The organism is Tardiphaga sp. 619_E2_N8_4 (genome assembly GCF_051810905.1).
In the GTDB taxonomy this organism is placed as follows: Bacteria; Pseudomonadota; Alphaproteobacteria; order Rhizobiales; family Xanthobacteraceae; genus Tardiphaga; species Tardiphaga robiniae.
Genome location: NZ_JBPWQJ010000001.1, coordinates 2,181,150 through 2,206,985 on the forward strand (window position 1 = coordinate 2,181,150; position 25,836 = coordinate 2,206,985).

The window sequence follows — 25,836 nt, forward strand, 5'->3', positions numbered from 1 at the left end:
ATGCAGAAGCGAGGATCGGTGATCACGCATGGATAATCTGATCATGGCGGTCTTCGAGATCGCCAGTTTCGGGGCGATCGTCGTGCTGGTCGTGCTGGGGCTGGGGATCATCGCCAGCATGATGGGCATTTTCAATTTCGCGCAGGGCGAATTCGTCCTGCTTGGGGCCTACGTCACCTACATCGTTCACACCGCGGGTTTGCCGGTGTGGCTCGGTATGCTCGCGGCACCATTTGTCGTCGGCGCACTGGGCTTCGTGCTGGAGCGGCTGATCGTCCGGCGCTTCTATGCCGCGCCGATCGTCGCCATGCTCGGTACCTATGCGCTCGGACTGATCATTCGCGAGATCGTGCGCGGCCTGATCGGCGGACTGTATCTCTCGGTGCCGGAGCCGGTCGGCGGCTCGGTGGCCATCGGCGGCATGCATTTCTCAACCTGGCGTCTGGTGATCATCGTGATCACCGCACTGGTGATGGCAGGGAGCTATCTGCTTCTGGCGCGCACCGCGTTCGGCCTGCGCATCCGCGCTTCGCTGGAGAACCCGGCGCTGGCGCGAGCCTCCGGCATTTCGACCAACGCAATCTATGGCGCAACCTTCGCGTTCGGCGCCGCGCTCGCAGGTCTGGCCGGCGCGCTGATCGTGCCGGTGTTCACGCTGTTCGCCGATCTCGGCATTCGCTTTCTGATTCAGGGCTTCGTCGCCGTCATGGTCGGCGGCATCGGCTCCTTTGCCGGACCGGTGGCTGGCGCAGGCCTGATCGGCACGCTGAGTGCGGCGCTGCCCTGGGTCATCTCGCCCGTTATCGCCGATGTCGCCGTATTCGTACTCGCCATCATCTTCATCAAATTCCGGCCGCAGGGCCTCGTTGCAGGAAAAGGGGTTTAGTCCAATGTCTCAAGACGCCAACACTCTCAGCCGTCGCCGCTTTCTCGGCAATGCGGCGCTGTTCGGTACGGCTATCGCCACCGGTGTCGGCAGCTGGGTCATCCCTGCAGGCTGGGCCAATGCGGCTGCCGGACCGATCAAGGTCGGTGTCGGTACCGATCTGACCGGGCCGATGGGCTATGCCGGCAATGCCGACGCCAATGTGGCCAGGATGGTGATCAAGGACATCAACGATGCCGGCGGTCTGCTTGGCCGGCCGCTGGAACTGTATATCGAGGACACTGCGTCCAATGAATCCGTCGCGGTCGGCAATGTGCGGAAGCTGATCCAGCGCGAAAAGGTCGATCTGGTCATCGGCGGCATCACCTCGTCGATGCGCAACGCCATCAAGGATGTCATCGTCTCCCGCGGCAAGACGCTCTACATCTATCCGCAGCTCTATGAGGGCAAGGAATGCACGCCCTATCTGTTCTGCACCGGGCCGACGCCGGCGCAGCAATGCGATGAATTCATTCCCTGGCTGATCAAGAATGGCGGCAAGAAGTTTGCGCTGCCCAGTGCCAATTATGTCTGGCCGCATACGCTGAACGTCTATGCCCGCAAGGTGATCGAGGCCAATGGCGGCGAGGTCGTGTTCGAGGAGTATTACCCGCTCGACCAGATCGATTTTTCGTCGACCGTGAACCGCATCATTTCGAACAAGGTCGATGTCGTCTTCAACACCGTCATTCCGCCAGGTGTCGGACCGTTCTTCAAGCAGCTCTCCGAAGCGGGTTTCCTCAAGAATGGTGGGCGGCTCGCCTGCGTCTATTATGACGAGAACACGCTAAGCATCAATCAGCCTGCCGAAATCGAGGGCCTCGCAAGCTGCCTCGATTACTTCAAGGCGCTGACGCCGGAAGATCCGTTCAGTGCCAAGCTCCAGGCGGCCTACGAAAAACAGTTCCCGGGCAATTTCCTGTTCGCGGCTGGCAGCGCCGCGACCGGCACCTATCGCGGCCTGAAACTGTGGGAGGCGGCCGTCAAGGAAGCCGGCAGTGTCGATCGTGATGCAGTTGCCAAGGCGCTCGACCATGCCAAGATCGCCGAAGGCCCGGGCGGGCCGGCCGAGATGGTCCCCGGTCAGCGGCACTGCAAGATGAAGATGTATACGGCGGTGGCCAAGGGCGGCAAATATGAGGTCGTCGCGCGCAGCGCCGGTCTCGTCGATCCCAAGGAATGCTGAGCCGATAATCCGAACCTCGCGGGAGTGACCGATATCACTCCCGCTTCTCTTTCTCTCATGCCGGCGACCTGATGACCGAGACGACGCCACTCTCTGCCGTATCTCTGACGCGAGGCATCAGCCCATCGCGCCAATGGCGCGTGCTGCCGATGATCGAAATTACGGTGCTGGTCATTGGCCTGCTGCTGCCGCTGGTGCTGCAGGACTATCTCACCGTCTACGCCACGCGCGTGCTGATCCTCTGCCTGTTCGCGCTGTCGTTCGATCTGGTCTGGGGCTATGCCGGCATCATGAGTTTCGGCCAGGCCGTGTTTTTCGGCTCGGCCGGGTATGGCGTGGCGCTGCTGGCGCGCGATCTCGGCATTACGTCCATCCTGCTCGTGCTGCCCGCCGGCCTTCTGATCGGCTTTGCCTTTGCGCTGCTGCTTGGCGGCTTCCTGCTGCTTGGCCGCCATCCCGCCAGCGTCATCTTCGTGGCCTTGGGCACGCTGACCGGCTCCTATGCCTGCGATCGTCTGGCGCGGGGGTGGTACTATCTTGGCGGCCAGAACGGCATTCCCTCGATCCCGCCGATGACAATCGGCAGCTATGAGCTCACAGAGGGACCTGCCTATTACTACGTGGCCATCGGCTTCCTGATCGTGGTCTATCTGCTCTGTCGTTTCCTGATGCGCTCGCAATTCGGCCTCGCGCTGGCCGGCCTGCGCGAGAACGAACAGCGCATCGCCTTCTTCGGCTACAAAGTGCAGCACCTCAAGGCGATCATCTTCTCCCTGAGCGGAGCTATCGCCGGGCTCGCCGGCAGTCTCTATGCGTTTCACGAAGGCTTCGTCTGGCCCAACATGCTGGGCGTCGTGATTTCCACCCAGGTGGTACTCTATGTGTTGTTCGGCGGCTCCGGCACACTGATCGGCGCCGTGATCGGCACGGTCGTCATTGAGGCTGTCAGCTTCTGGCTGTCGAACAGCTATCAGGACATCTGGCCGATCATTCTTGGCGTATTGCTGCTGCTGGTCATCCTATTCCGGCCCGCAGGACTGGTCAGCCTGTTGTTGTCAGAGCGCGAGCGCGTCGGCAGCTTCGGCCGTCCGGGGAAGCGATAGTCATGGCGCTTCTGGAAGCAAAAGGCCTCATCAAGATATTCGGCAAGCTCACGGCGCTGAACGGCGCTGATCTCACCATCGCTGCCAATGAATTTCACGGCCTGATTGGACCCAATGGTTCCGGCAAGAGCACGCTTATGAAATGCATCGCCGGCGCCGAGACACCGACGCAAGGCACCGTCACTTTCGGCGGTCGCGATATCACGCAGGCCTCGCCAGCCGAGCGCGCCCGCGCCGGCATGAGCCTGAAATTCCAGATCACCAGCGTGCTGCCGGCGCTGACGCTCTACGACAACATCCTGCTGGCATTGCAGGCGCAGACATCGCTGCTCAATCTCGCGCTGTCGCGCACTCGCGGCGTGCTGCATGACAAGGTGATGGCGATGCTGGAGCAGTTCCGCCTTGTCGATCGCGCCCACGAGCCGGCATCCGCGCTGTCGCACGGGCAGCAGCAATGGCTCGAGATCGCCATGGCGCTGGCACCCGAGCCCAAGCTCCTGCTGCTCGACGAGCCGACCGGCGGCATGAGCCTGGAAGAACGCCGCGTCACCGGCGAATTGTTGCAGCCGATCAAGGCGCGTTGTTCGCTTGTCATCGTCGAGCACGATCTCGATTTCATCCGCGATATCTGCGACCGCCTGACCGTGCTGGATCAGGGCCAGATCCTGCAGACCGGCACGGTGCAGCATGTGCAGTCGTGCCCCAAAGTTCAGGAGGTCTATCTCCGCCGTGCCTGACGATAAATTCCTCGATATCCAGTCGCTCGATGCCGGTTACGGCCGCAGCCAGGTGCTGTTCGGCGTTACGCTCAGCGTGCCGTGGCGCGGCGGCGTCGCCATTCTCGGCCGCAACGGCGCCGGCAAAACCACGCTGATGAAGGCTATTGTCGGTGAGTTGCCGGTGCTCGGCGGTGCCGTGAGCCTCGATGGCCGCGATGTCGGCAAACTGCCGACCGAGCAGCGCATCCGCCGCGGTGTCGGCTATGTCCCGCAGGAACATTCGGTGTTCGCGAAACTCTCGGTGCGAGACAATCTCGCAGTCGGCGCGCTGACCAATCGCGACAGCGGGGCAGTCAACCGGGTCTTGGAGATTTTCCCCAAGCTCGGCCAGCGGCTCGATCAGTTTGCCGGCACATTGTCCGGCGGTGAGCGCAAGATGCTGGCGATCGGGCGCGCCATGCTGTCCGATCCCAAAATCCTGCTGCTGGATGAGCCGACTGAGGGCGTCTGGATCGGTGTCATCGAGGAAATTACCGAGCGCCTGATCCTGCTGGCGAAGGACATCGCCGTCGTCATCGTCGAGCAGCATCTCGATCTCGCGCTTCGGGTCGCGAGCCGCGCTTACGTGCTGGATCGCGGCCGGGTTGCGCTGACAGGTTCGGCCGGCGAGATTCGCGACGATCCACGATTGTTGCAGTATTTGGCGCCTTAGAACCAAGCGAGATCGCTGGCACCTACTTCTTTTTGCAGCCTTCGTTTCAGGGTGAATAATGTCCGCGTTTGGCACAAAGCGGACATCATCATGAAATGCTTCTGATGCCGAGTTGCAGCCGCTCCGTTTACTCAGAGGTTTAAAGTGACATCATAAATTCCGTGATCTTCTGTGTCGGCCATGACTTCGAAACCCAGCTCTCTGCACATTTGAAGCATGATCGTGTTTTCGCGCATGATTTGGCCAACGATCTGTTTAAGCCCTTCGGAGCGGGAATACTCAATAATCAACTGCATCAAAGCCCAACCGAGCCCTCTGCCTTTGAGGTCCGATTGAAGGAGGATGGCATATTCACCGGAAACGCCGTCTTCTTTGCGATGCATCCTGACGACGCCAAGCGGCTCCTGGCTCGCCTCATCGAACGCGATGAACGCCATGGCCTTAGCGTAATCAATCTGCGTCAAGCTTACGAGAAACGGGTGGGAGAATTCTTTGATGGCACCAAAGAAGCGAAGCCTGAGATCGCCCTTATTAACGCGGGAGAGAAGCGTCAGAACCAGAGGTTCATCCGCCGCCGTAATCGGCCGCGTAAAAATTCTCCAGTCAGAATTGAGAACGAGATGTCGCTCCCATTCGACCGGGTAAGGACGAGTTGATCCACCGACCGCGTTCATGTGTGGCTCGTGGCCTGATCCTGCATTAAAAACCGCCCTGCAGCTTGGTAGAAAGCACCTTCAGAATACCTTCGTAAGTGGTGATCATCTTCTTGTGCCGATCGACTGTCTCGGCCGTTATGTCCTGCCAGTCGCCACCGGTGGCGCGCTTGCCGATCTGCAGTTCGCCAGCTTCCATAGGCGACATGTGCTCGTGGCATTCGTCCAGAGCTTCCCTGATGCCATGCGCGTATGTTTCAAGATTTATCATGGGGACCTCGTTGGTTATATGGTGCAGACGGGTAGCCCGTCGAATGTCTCTCGGTAGTTTGAAGGAGACGGTGTCCTAGGCTGAATCGGAGAGGCCATCAGCTAGGTTCCTTACGCAATAACGCGCGATGACCAACTCCTCGTTCGTCGGAATGATCCGGATTTCGACACTGCTATGCCTAGTGCTGATGCATGCGGATCCTGCATCGTTTGCGTCTGAATCGAGGGCGAGACCTAACCAGCTCAACTGCTCGCAAACGCGCCGTCGAATTTCCTGCGCGTGCTCGCCAATCCCGCCGGTGAAGATCAGGCAATCCAGACCATGAAGACTGTTGACCATCATCGCCGATTGTCTGGCGATAGAATCCACGAACAGATCGATGGCTTCGGAGGCATACGGGCTTTCACTTGCGAGCAGTGCTCGCATGTCGCCTGATAGTCCCGACACTCCAAGCAGCCCGGATTCTCGATAGAGCAGGTTTTCGAGGTCGGTTGCCGACATTCCACGCTGTTGTTGTAGATAGAGGAGCACGCCGGGATCAATGGCGCCGCAGCGGGTCGCCATCACCAAGCCGTCGAGCGGCGTGAAACCCATCGTGGTGTCGATACTGCTGCCATCGCGCATGGCGCACAGGCTGGCGCCGCTGCCCAGATGTGCGACAACGCATCGTTTCTCGTCGGGAGATGGTGAGAGTTCCAGGAATCGTTCGGCAATGAACTCGAATGATAGGCCGTGAAATCCATAGCGGCGGATGCCGACGTCATGGAGCTGGCGTGGAATGGCAAAGCGGGTGGCGGAGGCGGGAAGTGAGTGGTGGAACGCCGTGTCGAAGCAGGCAACCTGGGGCAGTTCCGGCCGTTCGGTCATGATCGCACGTATCGGCGATAGACAGCGTGGCTGATGCAGTGGCGCCATCGGTGTCAGCTTTTCAAGCTCATTGACTATCGATCCCGTCAATCGGACCGGCGCTGCGAAGGCCAATCCGCCATGGACCACGCGATGACCAACTGCAACCAGATCGTCACTGGCAAGGTAGCCATCGATCCAATTCAACGCATCAAGCAGCAGTTCTTCTCCGTGGCCGTCCGCGACCTTGCGATGCTGATCATAGAGAATAGCCCCGTCGGTCTCCTTGATCGTCAGGCGCGGCTCGGCGTCGTGCTCGTCCAGACTCCCCCGGCAGAGCAATCTCGGCTCTCCATCTGATACGATATCGAATAGCGCAAGCTTAATGCTTGAGGAGCCGGAATTCACGACAAGGACGGCATCAGGCATCGCTTGTCCTCAGTCGGCGGTGTGCTTGGTGAAGTGGTCTGGCCAGCTCCAATCGCGAATCTGCGGCATGTCTTCGCCATGGGCGCGCACATAAGTTGTGTGCTCGAGCAGCTTGTCGCGAAACCGCTGCTTGATCGCCGCTGCTGTGATGCCGAGGCGAGGAACGCGTTCGATGACATCGATGGCGAGATGGAAGCGGTCGAGCCGGTTCAGTACCACCATGTCGAACGGCGTGGTCGTCGCCCCTTCCTCCTCGAAGCCGTGTACATGCATGCCGGCATGGTTGGCGCGGCTGTAGGTCAGGCGGTGGATCAGGTTGGGATAACCGTGAAAGGCGAAGATCACCGGCTTGTCCCGGGTGAACATGCCATCAAAGTCGCGGTCATCCAGTCCGTGCGGGTGCTGTGTCTTGGGTTGCAGCGTCATCAAATCGACGATGTTGACGACGCGGATCTTCAGGTCGGGTACGGCTTGCCGCAATAGGTCCACCGCAGCCATGGTTTCCAGGGTAGGGACGTCGCCACAACAGGCCATCACGACGTCTGGTTCGCTGCCTGTATCTTCGGTGCCAGCCCAAGGCCAGATACCGATCCCAGCGTCGCAATGGGTCGCAGCTTCCTCAATGCCGAGCCATTGCGGCGAGGGTTGCTTGCCGGCAACGATGACGTTGATGCGATCATACGTCCGAAGCACGTGATCAGTGATCCAGAGCAGTGTGTTGGCGTCCGGCGGGAAGTAGATCCGGACGATGTCGGCCTTCTTGTTGGCAACCAGGTCGACAAAGCCCGGATCCTGATGACTGAAGCCGTTGTGGTCCTGGCGCCAGACATGGGATGTGAGGAGATAGTTCAGGGAGGCAACGGGGCGTCGCCAGGGCAGCGCCCGGGACACTTTCAGCCATTTGGCATGCTGATTGAACATTGAATCGACGATGTGGATGAAGGCCTCATAGCAGGACATCAGCCCGTGGCGGCCGGTCAGCAGATAGCCTTCCAGCCAGCCCTGACATAGATGCTCGCTGAGCACTTCCATCACCCGGCCGTCCTGGGCGAGGTGGACATCATACGGCTCGATTCCTTCCATCCAGACGCGCTCGGTCACGTCGAATACCGCGTCGAGCCTGTTGGATGCTGTCTCGTCTGGACCCATGATGCGGAAGTTGCGCGCAGCTGCGTTCAGCTTGATGACGTCGCGCAGGAATTGCCCCATCACGCGGGTCGCTTCGCCTTCGGTCCCGCCGGCATGGGGAACATCGATGGCGTAGTCGCGGAAGTCGGGCAGCTTCAGCTCGCGCTTCAGCAAACCGCCGTTGGCATGAGGATTCGCTCCCATGCGCCGGCGCCCCTGCGGCGCCAGAGCCTGCAACTCAGGTAGCAGCCGGCCGGCTTTGTCGAACAGATCGTCGATCCGGTAGCTGCGCATCCATTCTTCGAGCAGACTGAGATGTTCGGGATTGCCGCGCGGATTGACAATCGGTACCTGGTGAGCGCGCCAGAAACCTTCGACCTTCAAGCCGTCGACTTCCTTGGGGCCGGTCCAGCCCTTTGGACTGCGCATGACGATCATGGGCCATTTCGGCCGATCCACCGTTGCGCGACCGTTACGAGCGGAAGCCTGGATCGCGCGAATCCTGTCGATCGCGCGCTCCAGCGTGTGAGCCATCAGCGGGTGCATCATGGCAGGATCGCTGCCCTCGACGAACATCGGCTCATGACCGTAGCCATGAAACAGATGGCGTATTTCGTCGTCGCTCATCCGTCCCATCACGGTGGGATTGGCAATCTTGTAACCGTTGAGATGAAGAATGGGCAGTACCGCGCCGTCATGCTTCGGGCTCAAGAACTTGTTGGAGTGCCATGACGCGGCGAGGGGGCCTGTCTCCGCTTCTCCGTCTCCGACGACACAGGTGACGATCAGGTCGGGATTGTCGAAGGCTGCGCCATAGGCGTGCACCAGCGCATAGCCGAGTTCGCCGCCTTCATGGATGGAACCGGGAGTTTCCGGAGCCGCATGACTGGGAATGCCGCCCGGAAACGAGAACTGTCGAAACAGTTTCTGCAGTCCGTCCTCGTCCTGGGTAATGTCCGGATAGACCTCGCTATAGGTACCCTCCAGATATGTATTTGCTACCATCCCCGGGCCGCCATGGCCGGGGCCGCAGATATAGATCATGTCGAGGTCGTGGGCTCGAATAACGCGATTCAGGTGCGCGTAGATGAAGTTTAGCCCAGGCGTGGTTCCCCAATGGCCGAGCAGCCGGGGCTTGATGTGGTCCTTGCGCAACGGCTCGCGCAGCAGGGCGTTGTCGAGCAGATATATCTGACCCACCGACAGGTAATTTGCGGCGCGCCAATAGCGATCAATCAATTGCACCTCGCCGGTACTGAGGAAAGCTTCTCCATAACGTGGCATATGCTGCACCTTGATCCAGTCGCCGCGCAGCGGCAAAATATTTGCCGCCAATATTCGCAATAGCTTTGCCGTAAATTTCAGCGGCTTGCGGGCGCGTCGCCGCGCAATGTGCCGATCTTGAAGTGTTTCTTTGCGTAAGCGACGATTTGGCCATCGGTGGGATGGTCAACGGCCTCGACGCCGACAATGCGGCTGCCGATATGCGTATGCTCTCGCAGATAGGTCGCCAGTTCGGCTTTCGCCTGCGCCGGACCAATGATCAGAATCTCACCGGCATCACTCACCGCGCCCGCCACGTCTTTCATCAGCCCCTTGTCTTCGTGGACATGACCGCTTCCGATTTCGTTGGCCTTGTGATGAATGTGGCGTGTCTCGAATGTCGGATGAAGATCGAGTTGATCTGTCCCGGTGAGGCCGACATGGAATATCTTCGCTTCGCGATGGTCGATCCAAACGACCGCATGATAATGATGCATCCTGTTTCCTTGTTTGCGATTTGCTTTCGCATCTAACTTGCTCTTGCAGCCGTGTTATCCTCTGCAGAAGCGAGGTACATGCCTGCTGTTGCAGAATGTCGTCGCAGAACAGTACGGCAAACGGCGAGCGGCCGTTTGACATACGTCAAACAGCCGTCACGTCAGAAACGATCTAATTGAAAAAGACCAGAACGCGCGTGATGACCTCGTTCACTTCATCCAAACCGCCAGAGCGGCGGAAGTTCCGAAGATAAGTTACAGGCCGACGATAAACGGAGTTTCGTTCCGGTGATCAGGCAGAAGGAACTTCGTTGTATGATTTGAGGGCGATCCGTGTCACCCCACATGTGGCCTCCACTTCAACCCGCGTGTCGTCCTGCTGACGATGCTCGATGGCGCCTCCACTGGCCTATTTTGGCATAAGCGCAGGAGATCGTCGTGAGTGCACCTTTGCTGATAGCCAGCGCCAGTGGCGATGAGCTCGAATTACGCCCGACAGGAAGTTGGACCGTCGTCAATGCGGCAACTCTGGAGCAACTATCTGCCAGCATAGCGCCGCAGCTCGCGCGGGCACGGTCGGTAACCGTGAACATGTCCGGCGTCCGGGAGCTCGACACGTTGGGCGCTTGGCTGATCGAGCGATTATCGCGACATTTGGCCAGCGGCGGCCAACGCGCGCACATTGTGGGAGCTGCAGAAGACTATATCGATCTGATCGAGGAATTGAGACAGGTCAATCGACGACGTAATCCGGATCCCACAGAGCGTAACTCCATCGCCGACAGATTGGAAATGCTGGGTCGGGCGGCGCTGGCTGCAGTTCTGGATCTGTCGGCTTTCCTTCAAATGCTCGGCGCGATTTGCCTGGCCGCTGTCGGTGTGCTTCGCCGCCCGAGATCGTTTCGGCTGACATCGCTGGTGTACCAGATCTATCGGGTTGGCTGGCAGGCGCTCCCGATCGTGGTCCTGATCACATTTCTGATCGGTGCCATCATCGCACAGCAGGGTATCTTCCACTTCCGCAAGTTCGGCGCGGAGGCATATGTAGTCGATATGGTCGGGATCCTGGTGTTGCGTGAACTCGGGGTTTTGATCGTTGCAATCATGGTCGCCGGAAGATCCGGGAGCGCCTACACCGCTGAACTGGGCTCCATGAAGATGCGCGAGGAGATTGATGCTCTATCGACGATGGGTCTTGATCCGGTCGATGTGCTGATCCTGCCTCGCGTCGTCGCGTTGATCGTCGCGTTGCCGATCCTAGCCTTCGTGGGGGCGGTCGCGGCGCTTTACGGGGGAGGCCTCGTCGCATGGTTTTATGGGGGAATGTCGCCGGTAACATTCATAGCCCGGTTACATGAGGCGATTTCGGTGACGCATTTCGAAGTGGGTATCATCAAGGCACCATTCATGGCGCTGGTGATCGGGATCGTCGCATGTAGTGAGGGGCTCCGCGTAAAAGGGAGCGCTGAATCCCTAGGCAAACAAACAACGACATCCGTCGTCAAATCGATCTTTCTCGTCATCGTTCTCGACGGACTATTCGCCGTGTTCTTCGCATCGATAGGAATGTAGCGATGCAGGAGACAGATACACATCTTGCCATTCATGTTGAGGACCTAGTTGTCGGTTTCGGTCGCCATATCGTCATCGATCGTCTTTCACTCGATGTTCGGCGCGGCGAAATCCTGGGGCTGGTCGGTGCCTCCGGTGGCGGGAAATCGGTGCTGATGCGGACCGTGATTGGTTTGATTGAGCGGAATAGCGGAAAGATCGAGGTCATGGGGAGCGATATCGGTCTGACGCCCGGGCGCCGGACAAGGGATGTCGCTGCAAAATGGGGAGTGTTGTTTCAGCAGGGGGCACTGTTCTCGTCACTTACGGCATTGCAGAACGTCGAGTTTCCACTTCGCGAGAATGCAACGCTCTCGGACGAGCTCATGACCGAGATTGCGAGTGCCAAGCTGGAAATGGTGGGTCTCGCGCCGGAAGACGGTGCCAAGTTTCCGTCGGAACTTTCCGGCGGCATGACAAAGCGAGTCGCGCTTGCACGCGCATTGGCGCTGGATCCGGCCATCGTCTTTCTCGATGAACCGACTTCCGGCCTCGATCCTATCGCAGCTGGCGATTTCGATACGCTGATCAAGACGTTGCAGAAGACGCTGGGACTCACGGTCTTCATGGTCACGCACGATCTCGCCAGTCTGAATACCGTTTGTGATCGCGTTGCCGCCCTGGCTGATGGAAAAATCGTCACGATCGGACCGATGAGCGAGCTGCTTCGATCCGAGCATCCATGGGTTAAGGCTTATTTCCACGGCAAGCGCTCCCTCATGCTCCAACCAAAGGCGATTTGATATGGAAACGCGCGCTCCTTTCGTCATCGTCGGCGCATTCGTTCTCGCAGCTATCGCTGCGGTATTCGGCTTTATATTCTGGCTGCATAGCACCGGAAATTCAGGTCCGCGGACTACCTATCAGATTCAGTTCGACGGCTCTGTGCCGGGTCTGCTGGTGGGCGCCGCGGTGCTCTTTAACGGCATTCGCGTAGGGGAGGTGACGCGTCTCGATTTGGCGGCCGATAGCCCCAGTCGCGTCAATGCAAGCATCTCGGTTGTGAACACCACTCCCGTTCGCCGTGACACAAAGGTGGGATTGGACTTCCAGGGACTGACGGGGGTGCCGGTAATCGCATTGGAGGGAGGTAAATTGTTGACGAATTCCGCTCCCGTGACGATGCTGGTAGCCGAACCCGGCGCTGGCCGCAGTATGACACAAGCGGCACGCGATGCCCTTGGGCGGGTCGACGGCGTTCTGGCGGACAATGCCGCGCCGCTCAAAAGCACGATCGCCAATCTTCAAGTGTTCTCAGAAGGACTCGCTCGCAACACTGGAAAGCTCGACGGAATTGTCAGCGGTCTGGAGCGAATGACGGGCGGCGGCGCTTCTCCGGTATCTAAGGTGACCTATAATCTTCGCGCTGCTGTTGATTTCCCGGCACCAACCAAAATACTTAAGGGGCAGTTCGCGATACCCGAGCCAACAGCTGTCGTCCTTTTGCAGACGCAACGATTCTTGTTTTCGCAGCCCAAGGACACGGCGGCCTTCCCCGATGCGCAGTGGGCAGACAGCATCCCCAAGCTCATCCAGGCGAAGATCTTGGAGAGTTTCGAAAACTACGACGTAACACATGCACCCACGCGGCCGCTGGACGGCGTTCAGCCCGATTATCAGCTTTTGATCGATGTCAGACGATTTGACGTTGGGCCTGATGAAACACCTGCGGCAGAAATTGAGTTGTCTACAAAGATTCTGGATAAGGATGGAAAGGTCATGGCTTCACGGATATTTCGCCAGAGCCAGAGGATCGAAAAGCTGGATGCACCAGGAACCGTTCGGGCTTTCGACTCCGCTTTCTCAAGCCTTGCCAAAGAGCTCGTCTCTTGGACTACCCAGAGTTTCTGACTTCGGAATCAGCAATGGTTGGCTTGTCCGCTTTGCGATCGAGATTTTAGCGGCTGGAAGCGTCTTGGCTCCGATCTCAACCCGTGTGCAGGGCGCCTGGCGAGCTCGGCCATCGGGGTTGTACGGGCGATGTGGACGTCCAGCCTTCCGTGCTGCTACGTGTTCGGTCGCATTCATCTTGATCGTTTGTCCGGGCCCCGTTTCGCATGCAGAATTCCACTGGCCAGAGGAGGCGGATGTCGCTGGCGGGCATCCGTCTTGACCGGGCTTCGTCAGTTGCATTGCCCCAGCAAATCGCGGCGCAGATGCGCGACGGGATTCTGCACGGGACGCTGCCGGCGGGCACCCAGTTTCTCGGTTCGCGGGAGATTGCGCGCGAGCTTGGTTGCTCGCGCATGGTGGTGTTGAGTGCCTGGGACATCCTCTACGCCGAAGGCTATCTGGAATCGATGCCGCGCGGCGGTGTCTCGGTCGCCGCAGTGAGCCGCAACGCGGCATCGCCGGTGGACGTGTCTGCGGATACCTCTCGTATCGCCGGTCCCATCTCTCAGCGCTGGCAGTCGCTGATTGGCTTCACCTATGAGACCAATTGGGCGTCCGATTTCAGCCCCGGTGCGCCCGATATCTCGACCTTTCCGTTCGGCGACTGGGCGCGGTTGCTGCGCCAGACGTCGCAGCACCCCGACAAGGAGGAATGCCTCGATTTGTCCCCCGCCGGGCTTCCCGAACTTCGGCGCGAGATCGCGGATTTCCTCGGCGCGGTACGTGGTCTCGTCTGCACACCTGAGCAGATCGTCGTGACCTCGGGCACTTCCAGCGCGCTCGACCTGTGCAGCCGCATGATCCTCGATCATGGCGACGAAGTCTGGGTGGAGGAACCGGGCTTCGTCGAGGCGCAGTGGTCGCTGACAGCGGCGGGCGGTAAACTGGTGCCGATACCGGTGGACGACAAGGGGCTGTGCGTCACCGAGGGCATTCGCCGCGCGCCGAATGCGAAGCTGATCGTGGTGACGCCGTCGCATCAATATCCGCTCGGCGTCAGCATGGGGCTGGAGCGGCGGCTGGAATTGCTCGACTGGGCCAATCGCAACGACGTCTGGATTGTCGAGGACGACTACAATTCCGAGTTCCGGCATCAGGACAGCATGATCGCGTCGCTGAAGTCGCTCGACTGCGAGCAGCGCGTGATCTATCTCGGCACCTTCTCCAAGATCATGATGCCCAGCTTGCGCTTAGGCTACATCGTCGCGCCGGAGCGCTTCGTCGAAATATTCACGAAAGGCCGCGCGCGCATCGACGTGCACAGTTCCGGCATCGGTCAGCGCGCGCTCGCCGAATTCATGCGCGAGGGCCATCTGCTGCGCCATCTCCGCCGCATGCGAAAAGTCTATGCGGAGCGGCAGAAGGCCCTGATGGATGCGATCCGTCAGTATTTGCCTGATGATCTCACCGTCGCTCCCTGTGCAACCGGTCTTCATCTGGTCGCTCTGTTCACCGAGCGCCTGAAGGCACGGATGAGCGATGTGGAGGCGGCACGGCTGTTGAAGCAAGGGGGTCTCCACGTGCAGCCGCTATCGCAGAACCATCTGGAGACGCCGATCTATGCCGGCCTCGTATTGGGCTATGGTCGCCTCAAGCCCACCGATGCGACGCGCCTGATCGCGAAAATGGCGCAGATTCTCGGTGTGGAGCCGTCTGCAGCAAAAAAATAATCCGATCCGCCATATGCGTTTCCCGGCAATGGCTGCGCGCCTGCGAATTGGTCAGTCTTCGGCGGGTAGCTCCGGGCTGCCGCAGAGGCGCGATCGCGTCGAACCATTGACGGCGCGACAACTGCTGCACATCCTGCATCTGAATGGATCGTTGCGCAGATGAGATCGTTGCTGCATTCGCGTGCAGCGCTTGCACTGTAACCAAGCACCTTGGCGTCTCGCTCGCGCGCTACAATGCGTCCGGCAATCTGGCCTAGTCGTTTCCAGCGAGTCTGGCTCTATCCCGATGCGCGCGATGCGCCAAGATTTTGCAGAACAAGGTTCGACAGGGGACGGTGGCAGATGATGGCTGATCGCGGGCGTTTGTTGAGATTGACGGGCAGTGTGCTGCTGATGGCGCTCACGCCAGCGGCGGCACAGGCGCAGACGCGGGCCGAGACCCTGCGCCAGGTGACCGGCAACAATATCCCGACGCTAGACCCCACCACGCCGGGCGCGACGCGTGAGGCCTTTGGCGTCTCGACCAGCATCTATGACCGCCTTGTGGCCTTCGACCGCAAGCGCGACGAAAACGGCGTCTGGGTATTCGACCGCAGCAAGATCCGCGGCGAACTGGCCGAGAGCTATGAGGTCAGCCCGGACGGGCTGAAGATCACCTTCAAGCTGCGCGATACCAAGTGGCACGATGGCACGCCCGTCACCGCAGAAGACGTGAAATGGTCGCTCGATCGTGCGGTCACGGCCAAATCCATTGCCGCAGGGCAAATGGGCACGGGATCGCTGACCAAGGCCGAGCAGTTCGCGATTGTCGATGATCGCACGATCACTGTAACACTACCCAAAGCGGATCGTCTGGCGCTGGCCAATCTCGCCACGCCGCTGGCGCCGATCTTCAACAGCAAGCTCGCGAAGCAGCATGCGACAGCCGAGGATCCCTGGGCTCAGGAATGGTTGAAGACCAACACCGCCGGCTCGGGCGCCTACACGGTGGAGATGTTTAAGCCGGGTGAACAGTTGATCCTGAAGCGCAATGAGAACTGGAAGAGCGGCCGTGACGGCAAGCTGCCTTACTTCAAGCGCGTCATCGAACAGACCATCGGCGATCCCGCCACGCGAGCCAATCTGATCGAGAAGGGCGATGCCGACATCGCCATCGATCTGCAGGCCAGCGACGTACCGTCGCTGCAGCAGCGCGGCAAGGTCAAGGTGGAGTCGTCACCGCAGACCAACGGCTTCACCATGATTGCCTTTAACACGCAAATGGCGCCGTTCGACAATCTCAAGGTCCGTCAGGCCATCGCCATGGCGCTACCCTATAACGACATGTTCAGCGCAGCGATCTTCAAGCGTGGCTTTCCACTGTTCGGTGCATCGTGGACGTCGCCGCCGAATGGCGACTTCCCGCAGCCGATGCCGGCGAAGACCGATATGGCCAAGGCCAGGCAGCTTCTGGCTGAAGCCGGTTTCGAGAAGGGCTTCAAGACCACTTTCAGCATCAATGTCGGCTCCGCCGCTGTCACCGAGCCGATGGCGGCGCTGCTGAAGGAGGCGCTGGCGAAGCTCAACATCGAGGTCGACGTGCAGAAGCTGCCGGACTCGCAGATGTCGACGCAGATCACCGAGAAGAAGCTGCCGTTCTTCACCGAAGGTTCCACCGCCTGGCTGCCGACCACCGATTACTTTTTCCGCAATTTCTTCACCGGTAACCAGCGCTGGAATTACAGCTCCTGGAATGACGAGCTGGTGGTGAAACTGGCCAATCAGGCTCGGTTCGAGCAGGATCAGGCCAAGTATGACGAGATGGGCAAGCAGATGATCGCGGAATACGTCAAGGAAATTCCGCTGGTGCTGTTGTGGCAGGCTAACCAGGACGCCGTGATGATCCCGCAACTCGATGGCTACACCTACTGGTTTCACCGCCAAGTCGACTTCCGCGATCTCGCCCGCAAGTAAGCGAAGACGAACGACCCGACGATGTAGCCCTTGTGCTGCAGCGCCGGCCCTGAACGAAAGCGGGACCAACGCGCGTGACGAATATCTGGGAAATCGGAACCGACATCGGTGGCACCTTCACCGATATCATCGCCATCCGGCGCGACACGTCAGAGACGCGGATCGCCAAAGTGCCGTCGCGCCCCCACGCGCCGGTGCAGGCAATGCTCGAAGCCATCGAGGCTGTTGGTCTGCGCAAGAGCGACGTGAAGCGCTTCATTCACGGCACCACCCGGATCACCAATGCGATTGTCGAGGAGCGCTTGCCGAAGATCGCGCTGATCGCGACGAAGGGGTTCGAGGACGTTCTTGAGATCGCGCGCTATCGTCGCCGCGATCTCTATCGCCTGGATATCGCGCCAAAGGCCAAGGCGCTGGTGCCGCGTGAATTGTGCTTCGCGCTCGACGAGCGCCTCGATCACGAGGGCCAGGTGCTGAGGCCACTGGCCGAAGCCGAAATCGAGCGCCTGATCGCCTGGCTGAAGGAGACTGGCGTGGAAAGCGTCGCTGTCTCGCTGCTGCATGCCTATGCCAATCCCGTCCATGAACAGATGCTGGCCGAACGGTTGAAGGACATCGTGCCACATGTCTCGCTATCGCATGAGATCAATCCCGAGGCGCGCGAGTATGAGCGCACGTCGTCGACGGCGTTCAATGCAGCGGCGATGCCGATTGCGGTGGAATATCTGAGCGAGCTTGAAGAGCGCCTGCCCATCGGTCCGGGCCTGCAGGTGTTTCACTCCGCCGGTGCGATGATCCCGATCTCGGCCGTCAAGCGCCGTCCACTGGTGATGGCGATGTCCGGCCCGGCCGCCGGCGTTGCGGCCTCGGTCAGCATCGCGCGCCAGCTCAAGAAATCCCGCGTGCTCACTTTCGATATGGGCGGAACGACCACCGACGTCTGCCTGATCGTCGATGGCCAGGCGGAGATGGCCGACGGCAAGATGCTTGGCGATCGCCCGCTGCGTCAGCCGATGCTGGCGGTGCATTCCATTGGCGCCGGCGGTGGCTCCATCGTGCGCGCGGGCGCAGGCGGTCTGACCGTCGGGCCGGAAAGTGCCGGCTCCGAGCCAGGTCCGGCCTGCTATGGCCGTGGCGGCACCAAGCCGACCATCACCGATGCCAATGCGCTGCTCGGCTATCTCAACCCCGAAACCAAGCTAGGCGACCGCATCGGCATCGATGTTGATGCCGCAGCCCGTGTCATCGAGCCGATCGCGCAAGGACTTGGACTGAGCCTTACCGAAACCGCACTTGGTATCATCCGCGTCACCAATGCCACCATGGCCCGGGCACTGCGCCGCGTGACGGTCGAACGCGGTATCGATGGTCGCGATTGCACGCTACTGGCCTTCGGCGGTGGTGGCCCGATGCATGCGGCGGGCCTCGCCGAGCTCTACGGGATCACAGAGATCGTGGTGCCCGCTGCGTCCAGCGCCTTCTCCGCGCTGGGATGTCTGACTGCGGATTTCAGCTTCCTACAGCAGCAGACGTTACGCGTGGCGCTGGACGGCATCGATCTGGCCAAGGTCACGCAGCGCATCGAAGCGCTGGTCGAGCAGACCCTCGTGCCTCTGCTCGCCAATGCGATCCCGCGCGACTCCATCCAGGTCGAGCTGGTTGCGCTGATGCGCTATGCGGCGCAGGCCGATGCGATCCCCGTGCCTTTCACGATGCCGCTCGATGCTGAAAAATTGCGGCAGGACTTTCTCGTCAAGCATCGCGAGTTGTTCGGCTACGCGACCAACGAGAGCTGCGTGATCGAATCCGTCCGCGCGCAGGCGCGGCAGCCCTCGACCACCGAAGTCAGTCGCCCGACAACAGTGTTGCGCACGGCGGTGGCCCCCAAGCGCCGCTGCTCATTCGATGGCGCTCTGGACGTCATGACCGATGTGATCGATCGCAGCGCCATGACTTCCGTCGTGACCGGTCCGGCGATCATCGAAGACGCGTGGTCCACCGTAGTCCTCCCGCCGCAATGGCAGGCGGCGCCGGACAGCAACGGCAATCTCTATCTCGCGAAGGTGGCAACATGAAGCTCGACCCGTTTGCCGTCGAAGTGATCCGCCATGGCTTGTCGGCCGCAGCGGAAGAGATGAGCCTGGTGATGACACGCTCGGCGCGCTCGCCGCTGCTGCGCGAGGCCGGCGATCTGTCCTCGGCGATTACCGATGCGCAGGGCGAACTGGTTGGGCAGGGCCGTGACATCCCGGTCCATCTCGGCGCCATGGCCTATACGATCCGCGAATTGCTGAAGGTCGTGCCGGCTGCTTCGCTGAGCGAAGGCGATGTGCTGATCTATAATCTCGGCGCGCTCGGCGGCAATCACCTCAACGACGTCAAAGTCGTCCGTCCGGTGTTCTTCGAGGGTGACATCGTTGCCTTTGCCGTCAGCCTCGCGCATTGGCCCGATATCGGCGGCACATGGCCGGGCAGCTATCTCGCCAAGGCTATCGACACCTTTCAGGAAGCACTGCGGATTCCGCCGATCAAGATCGCCACCGCGGCGGGTGTCAGCGATGCCATCGTCCAGTTCCTGAAGGTCAATGTGCGCGATCCGGAATCCTGCGAGGGCGATTTGCTCGGCCAGATCGCCTGCACGCTGGCCGGCGAAAAGCGCATCGTCGAATTGTGTCAGCAGCACGGCAAGGCAATGTTCGTGGCGGCGCTGTCGCGGCTGCACGATCTCTCCGAAGCCGAGATGCGCGAAGCCATTCTCGGGCTACCTGACGGCGTCTATGAAGGCGAGGATTTCCTCGATGACGGCGGCCCCGGTGACGAGCCGGCCCGCATCCATGTGAAGATCACGATCAAAGGCGACGAGGCGACCTTCGATCTCTCAGAGAGCTGCGATCGGGTCTCGAATTTCTGCAATACGACGTCCTTCATCGCGAAATCCGCGGTGGCTTATAGCGCGCGTATCATGAGCGGGCGCGATATGCAGCAGAATGGCGGCGCGTTGCGTCCGCTCACCATCATCACCCGACCGGGTTCGATCTTCGAACCCGGTCTCACCGCACCGGTGGCGGCAGGCAATCACGAGACCTCGCTGCGCATCGTCGATGCGATCTTCCTGGCCATGCAGGACGTGATTCCGGAGCGGCTGTCGTCGGGCGGCGCCACCACGTCCGGCATGCTCTCTTTCGCCGAGCCGCGGCAGGATGGCTCCTGGAAGATGCTGTACGAGGTCCATGCTGGCGGCGAGGGCGCGCGGTACAACCGGGCCGGCTGCGCGGCGACCCGCGTGCACCTGACCAACACCTCCAACACGCCGGCCGAGGCCATCGAGGCCAACTACAATATTCGCGTCGAGCAGCAGGCGATCCGCTGGGGCTCCGGCGGGGCAGGCGCCTATCCGGGCGGCGACGGTGTCGTGCGCAGCTACCGCATCCTTGCCCCCAGCATGCATCTGACCAGTTGTGTCGAGCGCAAGATTATTCCCCCGTTCGGTTTGAAGGGCGGCGCACCCGGCAAGACCGCGCGCCTCACGCTCACGCGCGGCGGCGAGGTAATCGACGTCGAGGGCAAGTCGAACCTCGTGCTGCAACGGGACGATGTCATCACCATCGAGATGTGCGGCGGCGGCGGCTATGGCCACGCGTGATGCACCTCCGCAAGTGCAAGAAGGATAATCGATGAGCAGACTTTTGCGGACGGGCCTCAATGCCGGCGACAGCGCCCCTCTGACCGTGGTCGGTGGCGAAGGCGTCTATTTCCATCTGCAAGATGGGCGTCGCCTGATCGACGGCAGCAACACCGGTGGCGGGCTCGGTCATCGCCACCCGAAAATGGTGGAAGCCATTCGTGCAGCCGCGGATACGCCGGTAGTGAATGAGGGCTGGACCTGGATTGGCCGCGAGAAAGCCGCGGACGATCTGATCGGCACAGCCTTTGCGGGCGAGGAGGACTGGGTCGGCGGCGTGCGCTTCTGCATCAGCGGCAGCGAGGCTAACGACATGGCGCTATCGTTGTGCCAAGCCCTGTCGCAGAAGACGGCATTGGCGACGCGCGAGCGCGCCTATCACGGCCTCGTCGGTCTGTCGCGCAGCATGACCGTGCAGCCGCACTGGCATGGTGGGCTCGCGGTGCAGGCCGGCGGTTCGCGTCTGCCCGCCCCGATGGCGCCGGTGAAGATCCTGCCTGCGCCAGATGGGGCGATCTATGGCGCGCCACTGAGCAACCAGCCGGTCAAGGACGTTCTCGCCGATGCCGGCGCGACGCTCGCGGACACCGCAGCGACCATCATCGATTACACGCAGGGCGGCAATTACTACGACGGCGACTATCAGGACGAAGTCGCTGATCACGCCGCGAAAGCAAATTCGATCTGGATAGCCGACGAAGTCGTCACCGGCGCCGGACGCTCCGGCCGCTGGTTCGCGTTCCAGGGCGCCAAGAGCCGTCCGGATATCGTCACCATGGGCAAGTCGCTCGGCGGCGGCGCTGCGGCGGTCGCGGCCGTGATCGTGTCCAAGAAGATCGTCGAGCAGCTCAAGGGATCGAGCTGGCAGAACTACGGCACGCTGCGTGGCCATCCGATCAGTATGGCCGCCATCAGCACCTATCTCAATGTGGTGACCGAGGAGGATATCCTCGCGCGCGTGCGCACGATGGAAGCATTCTTCACCAAGCGCCTGCTGGAAATCGCTCGTCGCCATCCGAGCGTCAGCCGCGTTGCAGGCCAGGGCCTGCACTGGACCGTCGAACTGCACGGGCCCGACTGGCGTTCATGGGCCGCCGACACCATGGAAAATCCGATCGCCTCGCGTGTCGCCGCGCGGGCGATGGAAGCCGGCGCCGTGATCGGCACCAGCGGCGAGCAGACCTCGCTGTTCCTGGCGCCGCCGCTGATCATTAGTGAGCAGGATGCCGAGCGGCTGCTCGCAGCGCTCGACCACGGACTCGAACTTGCCGACCAGGAACACGCGCGGGCCAGTGGCCTCAATTGAAACACGACAGCAGAGACTTGAAGATGCAAGACGAACAGGACATCCGCGCCGTCATCGCCGGCTATTTCGAAGCGCTGTATCACGGCGATGTCGCAGGCTTCCGCAAGGTACTCCATCCCCAGGTGCGGTTGTTTTCGGCCACCGACGGTACGCTCGTCAATCTCGATCTCGAAACCTATATGGGCATGGTTGCCGCGCGGCCGTCATCGGCGTCGCGGAGCGACCCGCGCGAGGACGACATCGTGAGCGTGTCCGTGGCATCGCCGACCACGGCCCATGCCCGCGTCAAGGACATGTATCTGCCGAAGCGCTTCGTCAACGAACTCTCCTTCATCAAGATCGATGGCCGCTGGCAGATCATCGCCAAGGTCTGGCACTTCTTCGCCTGATTAATTGCTGAAATGTACCTGTCAGGAGGCTTGCCGTGAGTGACGTCTCTCCGTTCTGGCCACCCGGCGAGCCGCACACGCTGCCGTTGCCCGAGGGCGTCCTCTACGATGCGCTGGTGCGGGCCGCGACGGCGCGGCCGGATCATCCGGCCACGCTGTTCTACGGCGGAGTTCTCACTTACGCGGAATTGTTACGGCAGGTAGACGCGCTTGCCGGTTATCTGCAGAACATCTGCGGGGTGAAGCGCGGCGACCGCGTGATGGTCGCGCTGCAGAATTCGCCGCAATATGTGATCGCGTATTACGCCGTCATGCGGGCCGACGCCGTGGTTGTGCCGATCAACCCGATGAACAAGACCGCCGAACTCGACTATATCGCGTCCGACAGCGGCGCCACGGTGGCGATCGTCGGCAGCGATCTCGTCGATGTTTTTGCACCGCTGCTTGGCAACGTCATCAACAGCATCATCGTCGCGCACTATCGCGACTATGTGCCCGAGACATCGCCTTACACGCTGCCAGCCTGCGTGACGCAAAACGGATCGTGCCCCACGGCGCCGGGTTGGCGCGCCTGGGATTATGTGATCGCTCGCAACGAGACGCCGTCGCCGATGACCGCGACGCCAGCCGATCTCTGCCTGTTCCCTTACACATCCGGCACGACGGGCAAGCCGAAGGCCTGCATGCATCTGCACTCGAGCGTGCTGTTCACGGCAGTGCTGCAGGCGCGCTGGTACCGGCTCGGTGGCGACGACGTGCTGACTGGCGCGCAGCCGTTCTTTCATGTGGCGGGCATGCAGGGCTCGATGAATGCGGCGATCTCGGTCGGCGCGACGCTGATGCTGATGGCGCGCTGGGATAAGGACCTGATCCCTGATCTGTTCGAGGCCCATGGCGTTACCTTCTGGAACGCGGCGCCGACCATGATCGTCGACGTGCTCTCCAGCCCGACATTTCGTGAAGCGTGTTTTGCGAAGCTCAAGGTCATCACCGGCGGCGGCGCGGCAATGCCGGTGGCGGTGGCCGAACGGTTGAAGACCCGCTTTAGCCTCGAATTCGTCGAGGGCTACGGCATGACCGAGACCATGTCGCCGACCCACATCAATCCGATGGAAGCGCCGAGGCGGCAGTGCCTCGGCATCCCGGTGCATCAGACGGATGCGCGGATCATCGATCCAGACACGCTGACCGAGCTCGGCAGTGACGCAATCGGCGAGATCGTGGTCAACGGCCCGCAGGTGCTGCAAAACTACTGGAACAAGCCTGAAGCGAACGAGACCGCATTCGTCACGCTGGGCGGCAAGCGCTTCCTGCGCACCGGCGATCTCGGCTATCGCGATCGTGACGGCTATTTCTTCGCGGTCGCCCGGCTGAAGCGGATGATCAATGTCAGTGGCTTCAAGGTGTGGCCGGCGGAAGTCGAGTCCATCATGTATGGCCATCCCGCCATCAAGGAGTGCTGCATCATCTCGACGCCGGACAGCTATCGTGGCGAGTCGGTGAAGGCTCTGGTGGTCCTGCATGATGCGGCCAAGGCGTCGACAACGGCAGACGACATCATCGGCTGGGCGCGTGGCGCCATGGCCAATTACAAGACGCCACGCTCGGTGGTGCTGGTCGATAGCCTGCCGCGCTCGGAAAGCAACAAGATCAGCTGGCGATCGCTGCAGGAAGCGGAATGGACATGACGACAGCAACCTCGCCCGCGGCCGAGCTTGGTCCCGAAGGACGGTTCTGGGCTCATCTGCGCGCCGGCAGATTGATGATCCAGCGTTCGCGCTCGACTGGCGAATATGTGTTCTATCCGCGCCTGATCGCGCCCCGTAGCGGCGCAGACGATCTCGAATTCGTCGAAGTTAGTGGCTTCGGCACGGTCTATTCGACCACCATCATGCGGCGGCCCGCGAAGCACGGCGGCGACTACAATGCCTGCGTCGTCGAGCTCGACGAGGGCGTCCGCATGCTTAGTCGCGTCATCACGTGCGCGCCGGATGAGGTTCATATCGGCATGCGCGTGCAGGCGGTGATCGCGCCGGTGGATTTCGGCACCTATGCCAATAGCGAGCAGCCCATCGTGCTGTTTCGTCCCGTGGGAGCCGCGCCATGACCGCATCCTCGCTGCGCGGCAAGAGCGCCATCGTCGGTATCGGCACCTACGGCCTCGGCCGTGCGCCGGGGATGTCGGCGATGGATCTGATGGCGGGCGCCACTGCGCGCGCGGTCGCCGATGCGGGTCTGCAGTTGAGCGACATCGACGGCATCTGCGGTGGCACGCTGTATCACATGTTCCCGACGCTCTCGATGGGGGAGTATCTCGGCATCCGCCCGAAATGGGCCTGCTCCGACATGACCGGCGGCTCGTCCTTCCTGTCACACCTCCTGCAGGCGACCATGGCCATCGAGGCAGGGCTCTGCACCACGGTGCTGATCGCTTATGGCTCCAATCTCAAAGGGGCCGGTACCTTCGGCATCCACGAACTGCCGACCTTCGAGAAAGTCTACGGCCTGATGTCGCCGCTGCCCGGTTACGCGATGTGCGCCGCGCGGCACATGTATGAATACGGCACCACGCGCGCGCAGATGGCGGAAGTCGCCGTGGCCGCGCGGCAATGGGCACAGCTGCATCCCGATGCGACGATGAAGGCGCCGCTGACCATCGACGAGGTGCTGGCATCGCCGCTGGTGGCCGATCCGCTCTCGCGGCTGGATTGCTGTCTGATGAGTGATGGTGGTGCAGCCGTCATCGTCACCAGTCCCGATCGTGCGAAGGCGCTGAAGCACAAGCCCGTCTATTTCCTCGGCGGCGCCGGGGCGAGCTGGAGCCGCGAGGTCTCGCAGATCCCGGATTTCTGTACGACGCCGACGGCCGAATGCGCGCCGCGCGCGTTCGAGATGGCGGGCATCACCACGGCTGATGTCGATGTATTGCAGCTCTACGACGCCTTCACCATCAATGTCATCATGTTCCTGGAAGACATGAGGTTCTGCAAGAAAGGCGAGGGCGGCGCATTTGTCTCCGGTGGTCGGATCGCGCCGGGCGGTGCTCTGCCGGTCAATACCAATGGTGGTGGATTGTCGTTTGCGCATCCAGGCATGTATGGGCTGTTCACGCTGATCGAAGCGACGGAGCAATTACGCGGCAATGCCGGCGCACGGCAGATCGCGGATGCCGAGATCGCGATCGCTCATGGCAATGGTTGCACCTTCTCGCATGAATTTACGGCCGTGCTTGGCGGCGCCAACACGCTGTAATGACAGATCTGTTGATGTTCACACTTTGTGGATAATGGGTGATCTGGCCCGCTAGTGTCTGCAGACTGCGAATCTGCAGCGTGACCGCGGACTGTCTCAGATGCAGTTTTTTGGTCGCAGCCGTGACCGAGCGATCGCGGTGAACGGCGGTCAGCGCGCAACTGGCGACGGATCAATTCCGCGGAAACCGGCTCACCAGCCTCGCAACCTCTATAAGGAAAACTTTGCTCCGGCCAAAGATAAGAATATTTTACTAATTCTACAAACTGGGATGTTGTTGGTGCGCGGACGGCCGAACGGCACGGCGCTTTGAAAATGGCCCCGCAGAGGGCAGCGATGAGGGAACGG

24 protein-coding genes are annotated in these 25,836 nt (G+C 61.0%); 18 read left to right on the forward strand and 6 right to left on the reverse strand.

All coding sequences use genetic code 11. The features are described from left to right. Positions 1 to 28: 28 nt before the first annotated feature. The 5 genes from AB8A23_RS10355 (at position 29) to AB8A23_RS10375 (ending at position 4,645) form a co-directional block, all read left to right on the forward strand. Complete coding sequence (locus AB8A23_RS10355) at positions 29 to 886, forward strand: branched-chain amino acid ABC transporter permease (protein WP_120287021.1); 858 nt, start codon at positions 29 to 31, stop codon at positions 884 to 886. A gap of 4 nt (positions 887 to 890) precedes the next feature. Then, positions 891 to 2,111 carry a substrate-binding protein gene (locus tag AB8A23_RS10360; protein WP_120287020.1) on the forward strand — a complete coding sequence of 407 codons (1,221 nt, stop codon included), beginning with the start codon at positions 891 to 893 and terminating at the stop codon, positions 2,109 to 2,111. Between the two features lie 71 nt (positions 2,112 to 2,182). Next, positions 2,183 to 3,214 carry a branched-chain amino acid ABC transporter permease gene (locus tag AB8A23_RS10365; RefSeq protein ID WP_120287019.1) on the forward strand — a complete coding sequence of 344 codons (1,032 nt, stop codon included), beginning with the start codon at positions 2,183 to 2,185 and terminating at the stop codon, positions 3,212 to 3,214. A 2-nt stretch (positions 3,215 to 3,216) separates the two neighbouring features. Beyond that, complete coding sequence (locus AB8A23_RS10370) at positions 3,217 to 3,951, forward strand: ABC transporter ATP-binding protein (protein WP_175366339.1); 735 nt, start codon at positions 3,217 to 3,219, stop codon at positions 3,949 to 3,951. Continuing rightward, on the forward strand, positions 3,902 to 4,645 hold the full coding sequence (locus AB8A23_RS10375; RefSeq protein WP_439066018.1) for an ABC transporter ATP-binding protein: 744 nt from the start codon (positions 3,902 to 3,904) through the stop codon (positions 4,643 to 4,645). Before AB8A23_RS10370 ends, AB8A23_RS10375 begins: the two co-directional genes overlap by 50 nt. A gap of 131 nt (positions 4,646 to 4,776) precedes the next feature. On the opposite strand, the gene AB8A23_RS10380 is transcribed toward AB8A23_RS10375, so the two are convergent. From AB8A23_RS10380 to AB8A23_RS10400, 5 genes are all read right to left on the reverse strand, one after another. Beyond that, complete coding sequence (locus tag AB8A23_RS10380) at positions 4,777 to 5,319, reverse strand: GNAT family N-acetyltransferase (protein WP_120287017.1); 543 nt, start codon at positions 5,317 to 5,319, stop codon at positions 4,777 to 4,779. Between the two features lie 25 nt (positions 5,320 to 5,344). Further along, positions 5,345 to 5,569, reverse strand: coding sequence for a hypothetical protein (locus tag AB8A23_RS10385; RefSeq protein WP_147421566.1), 225 nt, complete (start codon positions 5,567 to 5,569; stop codon positions 5,345 to 5,347). A gap of 75 nt (positions 5,570 to 5,644) precedes the next feature. Then, entirely contained in the window at positions 5,645 to 6,844 is a 1,200-nt protein-coding gene (locus tag AB8A23_RS10390) for an acetate/propionate family kinase (RefSeq protein ID WP_120287016.1), read from the reverse strand. A 9-nt stretch (positions 6,845 to 6,853) separates the two neighbouring features. After that, entirely contained in the window at positions 6,854 to 9,256 is a 2,403-nt protein-coding gene (locus AB8A23_RS10395; RefSeq protein WP_199711960.1) for a phosphoketolase family protein, read from the reverse strand. Positions 9,257 to 9,333: 77 nt separating this feature from the next. Then, a complete protein-coding gene (locus AB8A23_RS10400) occupies positions 9,334 to 9,732 on the reverse strand; it encodes a translational machinery protein (RefSeq protein WP_120287015.1) in 399 nt (132 codons plus the stop codon). Between the two features lie 438 nt (positions 9,733 to 10,170). On the opposite strand from AB8A23_RS10400, the gene AB8A23_RS10405 reads away from it, so the two are divergent. The 12 genes from AB8A23_RS10405 (at position 10,171) to AB8A23_RS10460 (ending at position 25,488) form a co-directional block, all read left to right on the forward strand. Further along, positions 10,171 to 11,304 carry an ABC transporter permease gene (locus tag AB8A23_RS10405; protein WP_439059821.1) on the forward strand — a complete coding sequence of 378 codons (1,134 nt, stop codon included), beginning with the start codon at positions 10,171 to 10,173 and terminating at the stop codon, positions 11,302 to 11,304. Positions 11,305 to 11,306: 2 nt separating this feature from the next. Next, on the forward strand, positions 11,307 to 12,086 hold the full coding sequence (locus tag AB8A23_RS10410; protein ID WP_120287014.1) for an ABC transporter ATP-binding protein: 780 nt from the start codon (positions 11,307 to 11,309) through the stop codon (positions 12,084 to 12,086). Position 12,087: 1 nt separating this feature from the next. After that, positions 12,088 to 13,194 carry an ABC-type transport auxiliary lipoprotein family protein gene (locus tag AB8A23_RS10415; protein ID WP_175366332.1) on the forward strand — a complete coding sequence of 369 codons (1,107 nt, stop codon included), beginning with the start codon at positions 12,088 to 12,090 and terminating at the stop codon, positions 13,192 to 13,194. Between the two features lie 236 nt (positions 13,195 to 13,430). After that, complete coding sequence (locus AB8A23_RS10420) at positions 13,431 to 14,906, forward strand: PLP-dependent aminotransferase family protein (protein ID WP_439059820.1); 1,476 nt, start codon at positions 13,431 to 13,433, stop codon at positions 14,904 to 14,906. Positions 14,907 to 15,251: 345 nt separating this feature from the next. Then, positions 15,252 to 16,859, forward strand: coding sequence for an ABC transporter substrate-binding protein (locus AB8A23_RS10425; RefSeq protein ID WP_120287985.1), 1,608 nt, complete (start codon positions 15,252 to 15,254; stop codon positions 16,857 to 16,859). Between the two features lie 74 nt (positions 16,860 to 16,933). Next, on the forward strand, positions 16,934 to 18,934 hold the full coding sequence (locus tag AB8A23_RS10430; protein WP_439059819.1) for a hydantoinase/oxoprolinase family protein: 2,001 nt from the start codon (positions 16,934 to 16,936) through the stop codon (positions 18,932 to 18,934). After that, a complete protein-coding gene (locus AB8A23_RS10435) occupies positions 18,931 to 20,502 on the forward strand; it encodes a hydantoinase B/oxoprolinase family protein (RefSeq protein ID WP_120287010.1) in 1,572 nt (523 codons plus the stop codon). Before AB8A23_RS10430 ends, AB8A23_RS10435 begins: the two co-directional genes overlap by 4 nt. Before the next feature lie 31 nt (positions 20,503 to 20,533). Next, complete coding sequence (locus AB8A23_RS10440) at positions 20,534 to 21,847, forward strand: aminotransferase class III-fold pyridoxal phosphate-dependent enzyme (protein WP_439059818.1); 1,314 nt, start codon at positions 20,534 to 20,536, stop codon at positions 21,845 to 21,847. Between the two features lie 23 nt (positions 21,848 to 21,870). After that, complete coding sequence (locus tag AB8A23_RS10445; RefSeq protein WP_120287008.1) at positions 21,871 to 22,236, forward strand: nuclear transport factor 2 family protein; 366 nt, start codon at positions 21,871 to 21,873, stop codon at positions 22,234 to 22,236. Positions 22,237 to 22,271: 35 nt separating this feature from the next. Further along, on the forward strand, positions 22,272 to 23,924 hold the full coding sequence (locus AB8A23_RS10450) for a long-chain-fatty-acid--CoA ligase (protein ID WP_120287007.1): 1,653 nt from the start codon (positions 22,272 to 22,274) through the stop codon (positions 23,922 to 23,924). Beyond that, positions 23,921 to 24,343 carry an OB-fold domain-containing protein gene (locus AB8A23_RS10455; protein ID WP_120287984.1) on the forward strand — a complete coding sequence of 141 codons (423 nt, stop codon included), beginning with the start codon at positions 23,921 to 23,923 and terminating at the stop codon, positions 24,341 to 24,343. Before AB8A23_RS10450 ends, AB8A23_RS10455 begins: the two co-directional genes overlap by 4 nt. Next, the gene (locus AB8A23_RS10460; protein WP_120287006.1) at positions 24,340 to 25,488 is read left to right on the forward strand and encodes an acetyl-CoA acetyltransferase; all 1,149 of its coding nucleotides are present in this window, start codon (positions 24,340 to 24,342) and stop codon (positions 25,486 to 25,488) included. Before AB8A23_RS10455 ends, AB8A23_RS10460 begins: the two co-directional genes overlap by 4 nt. Here AB8A23_RS10460 and AB8A23_RS10465 read toward each other — a convergent pair. After that, positions 25,454 to 25,642: a helix-turn-helix domain-containing protein gene (locus tag AB8A23_RS10465; protein ID WP_120287983.1), complete on the reverse strand. Its 189-nt coding sequence runs from the start codon at positions 25,640 to 25,642 to the stop codon at positions 25,454 to 25,456. The genes AB8A23_RS10460 and AB8A23_RS10465 overlap by 35 nt on opposite strands. On the opposite strand from AB8A23_RS10465, the gene AB8A23_RS10470 reads away from it, so the two are divergent. Next, complete coding sequence (locus AB8A23_RS10470; protein WP_147421565.1) at positions 25,589 to 25,801, forward strand: hypothetical protein; 213 nt, start codon at positions 25,589 to 25,591, stop codon at positions 25,799 to 25,801. The genes AB8A23_RS10465 and AB8A23_RS10470 overlap by 54 nt on opposite strands. Positions 25,802 to 25,836 lie beyond the last annotated feature (35 nt).

Excerpts from the sequence above, each read along its gene's own strand:
- AB8A23_RS10355 (WP_120287021.1), top strand. The coding sequence starts at position 29 with ATGGATAATCTGATCATGGCGGTCTTCGAGATCGCCAGTTTCGGGGCG.
- AB8A23_RS10360 (WP_120287020.1), top strand. The coding sequence starts at position 891 with ATGTCTCAAGACGCCAACACTCTCAGCCGTCGCCGCTTTCTCGGCAAT.
- AB8A23_RS10365 (WP_120287019.1), top strand. The coding sequence starts at position 2,183 with ATGACCGAGACGACGCCACTCTCTGCCGTATCTCTGACGCGAGGCATC.
- AB8A23_RS10370 (WP_175366339.1), top strand. The coding sequence starts at position 3,217 with ATGGCGCTTCTGGAAGCAAAAGGCCTCATCAAGATATTCGGCAAGCTC.
- AB8A23_RS10375 (WP_439066018.1), top strand. The coding sequence starts at position 3,902 with ATGTGCAGTCGTGCCCCAAAGTTCAGGAGGTCTATCTCCGCCGTGCCT.
- AB8A23_RS10380 (WP_120287017.1), bottom strand. The coding sequence starts at position 5,319 with ATGAACGCGGTCGGTGGATCAACTCGTCCTTACCCGGTCGAATGGGAG.
- AB8A23_RS10385 (WP_147421566.1), bottom strand. The coding sequence starts at position 5,569 with ATGATAAATCTTGAAACATACGCGCATGGCATCAGGGAAGCTCTGGAC.
- AB8A23_RS10390 (WP_120287016.1), bottom strand. The coding sequence starts at position 6,844 with ATGCCTGATGCCGTCCTTGTCGTGAATTCCGGCTCCTCAAGCATTAAG.
- AB8A23_RS10395 (WP_199711960.1), bottom strand. The coding sequence starts at position 9,256 with ATGCCACGTTATGGAGAAGCTTTCCTCAGTACCGGCGAGGTGCAATTG.
- AB8A23_RS10400 (WP_120287015.1), bottom strand. The coding sequence starts at position 9,732 with ATGCATCATTATCATGCGGTCGTTTGGATCGACCATCGCGAAGCGAAG.
- AB8A23_RS10410 (WP_120287014.1), top strand. The coding sequence starts at position 11,307 with ATGCAGGAGACAGATACACATCTTGCCATTCATGTTGAGGACCTAGTT.
- AB8A23_RS10415 (WP_175366332.1), top strand. The coding sequence starts at position 12,088 with ATGGAAACGCGCGCTCCTTTCGTCATCGTCGGCGCATTCGTTCTCGCA.
- AB8A23_RS10420 (WP_439059820.1), top strand. The coding sequence starts at position 13,431 with ATGTCGCTGGCGGGCATCCGTCTTGACCGGGCTTCGTCAGTTGCATTG.
- AB8A23_RS10425 (WP_120287985.1), top strand. The coding sequence starts at position 15,252 with ATGGCTGATCGCGGGCGTTTGTTGAGATTGACGGGCAGTGTGCTGCTG.
- AB8A23_RS10435 (WP_120287010.1), top strand. The coding sequence starts at position 18,931 with ATGAAGCTCGACCCGTTTGCCGTCGAAGTGATCCGCCATGGCTTGTCG.
- AB8A23_RS10440 (WP_439059818.1), top strand. The coding sequence starts at position 20,534 with ATGAGCAGACTTTTGCGGACGGGCCTCAATGCCGGCGACAGCGCCCCT.
- AB8A23_RS10445 (WP_120287008.1), top strand. The coding sequence starts at position 21,871 with ATGCAAGACGAACAGGACATCCGCGCCGTCATCGCCGGCTATTTCGAA.
- AB8A23_RS10455 (WP_120287984.1), top strand. The coding sequence starts at position 23,921 with ATGACGACAGCAACCTCGCCCGCGGCCGAGCTTGGTCCCGAAGGACGG.
- AB8A23_RS10460 (WP_120287006.1), top strand. The coding sequence starts at position 24,340 with ATGACCGCATCCTCGCTGCGCGGCAAGAGCGCCATCGTCGGTATCGGC.
- AB8A23_RS10470 (WP_147421565.1), top strand. The coding sequence starts at position 25,589 with ATGCAGTTTTTTGGTCGCAGCCGTGACCGAGCGATCGCGGTGAACGGC.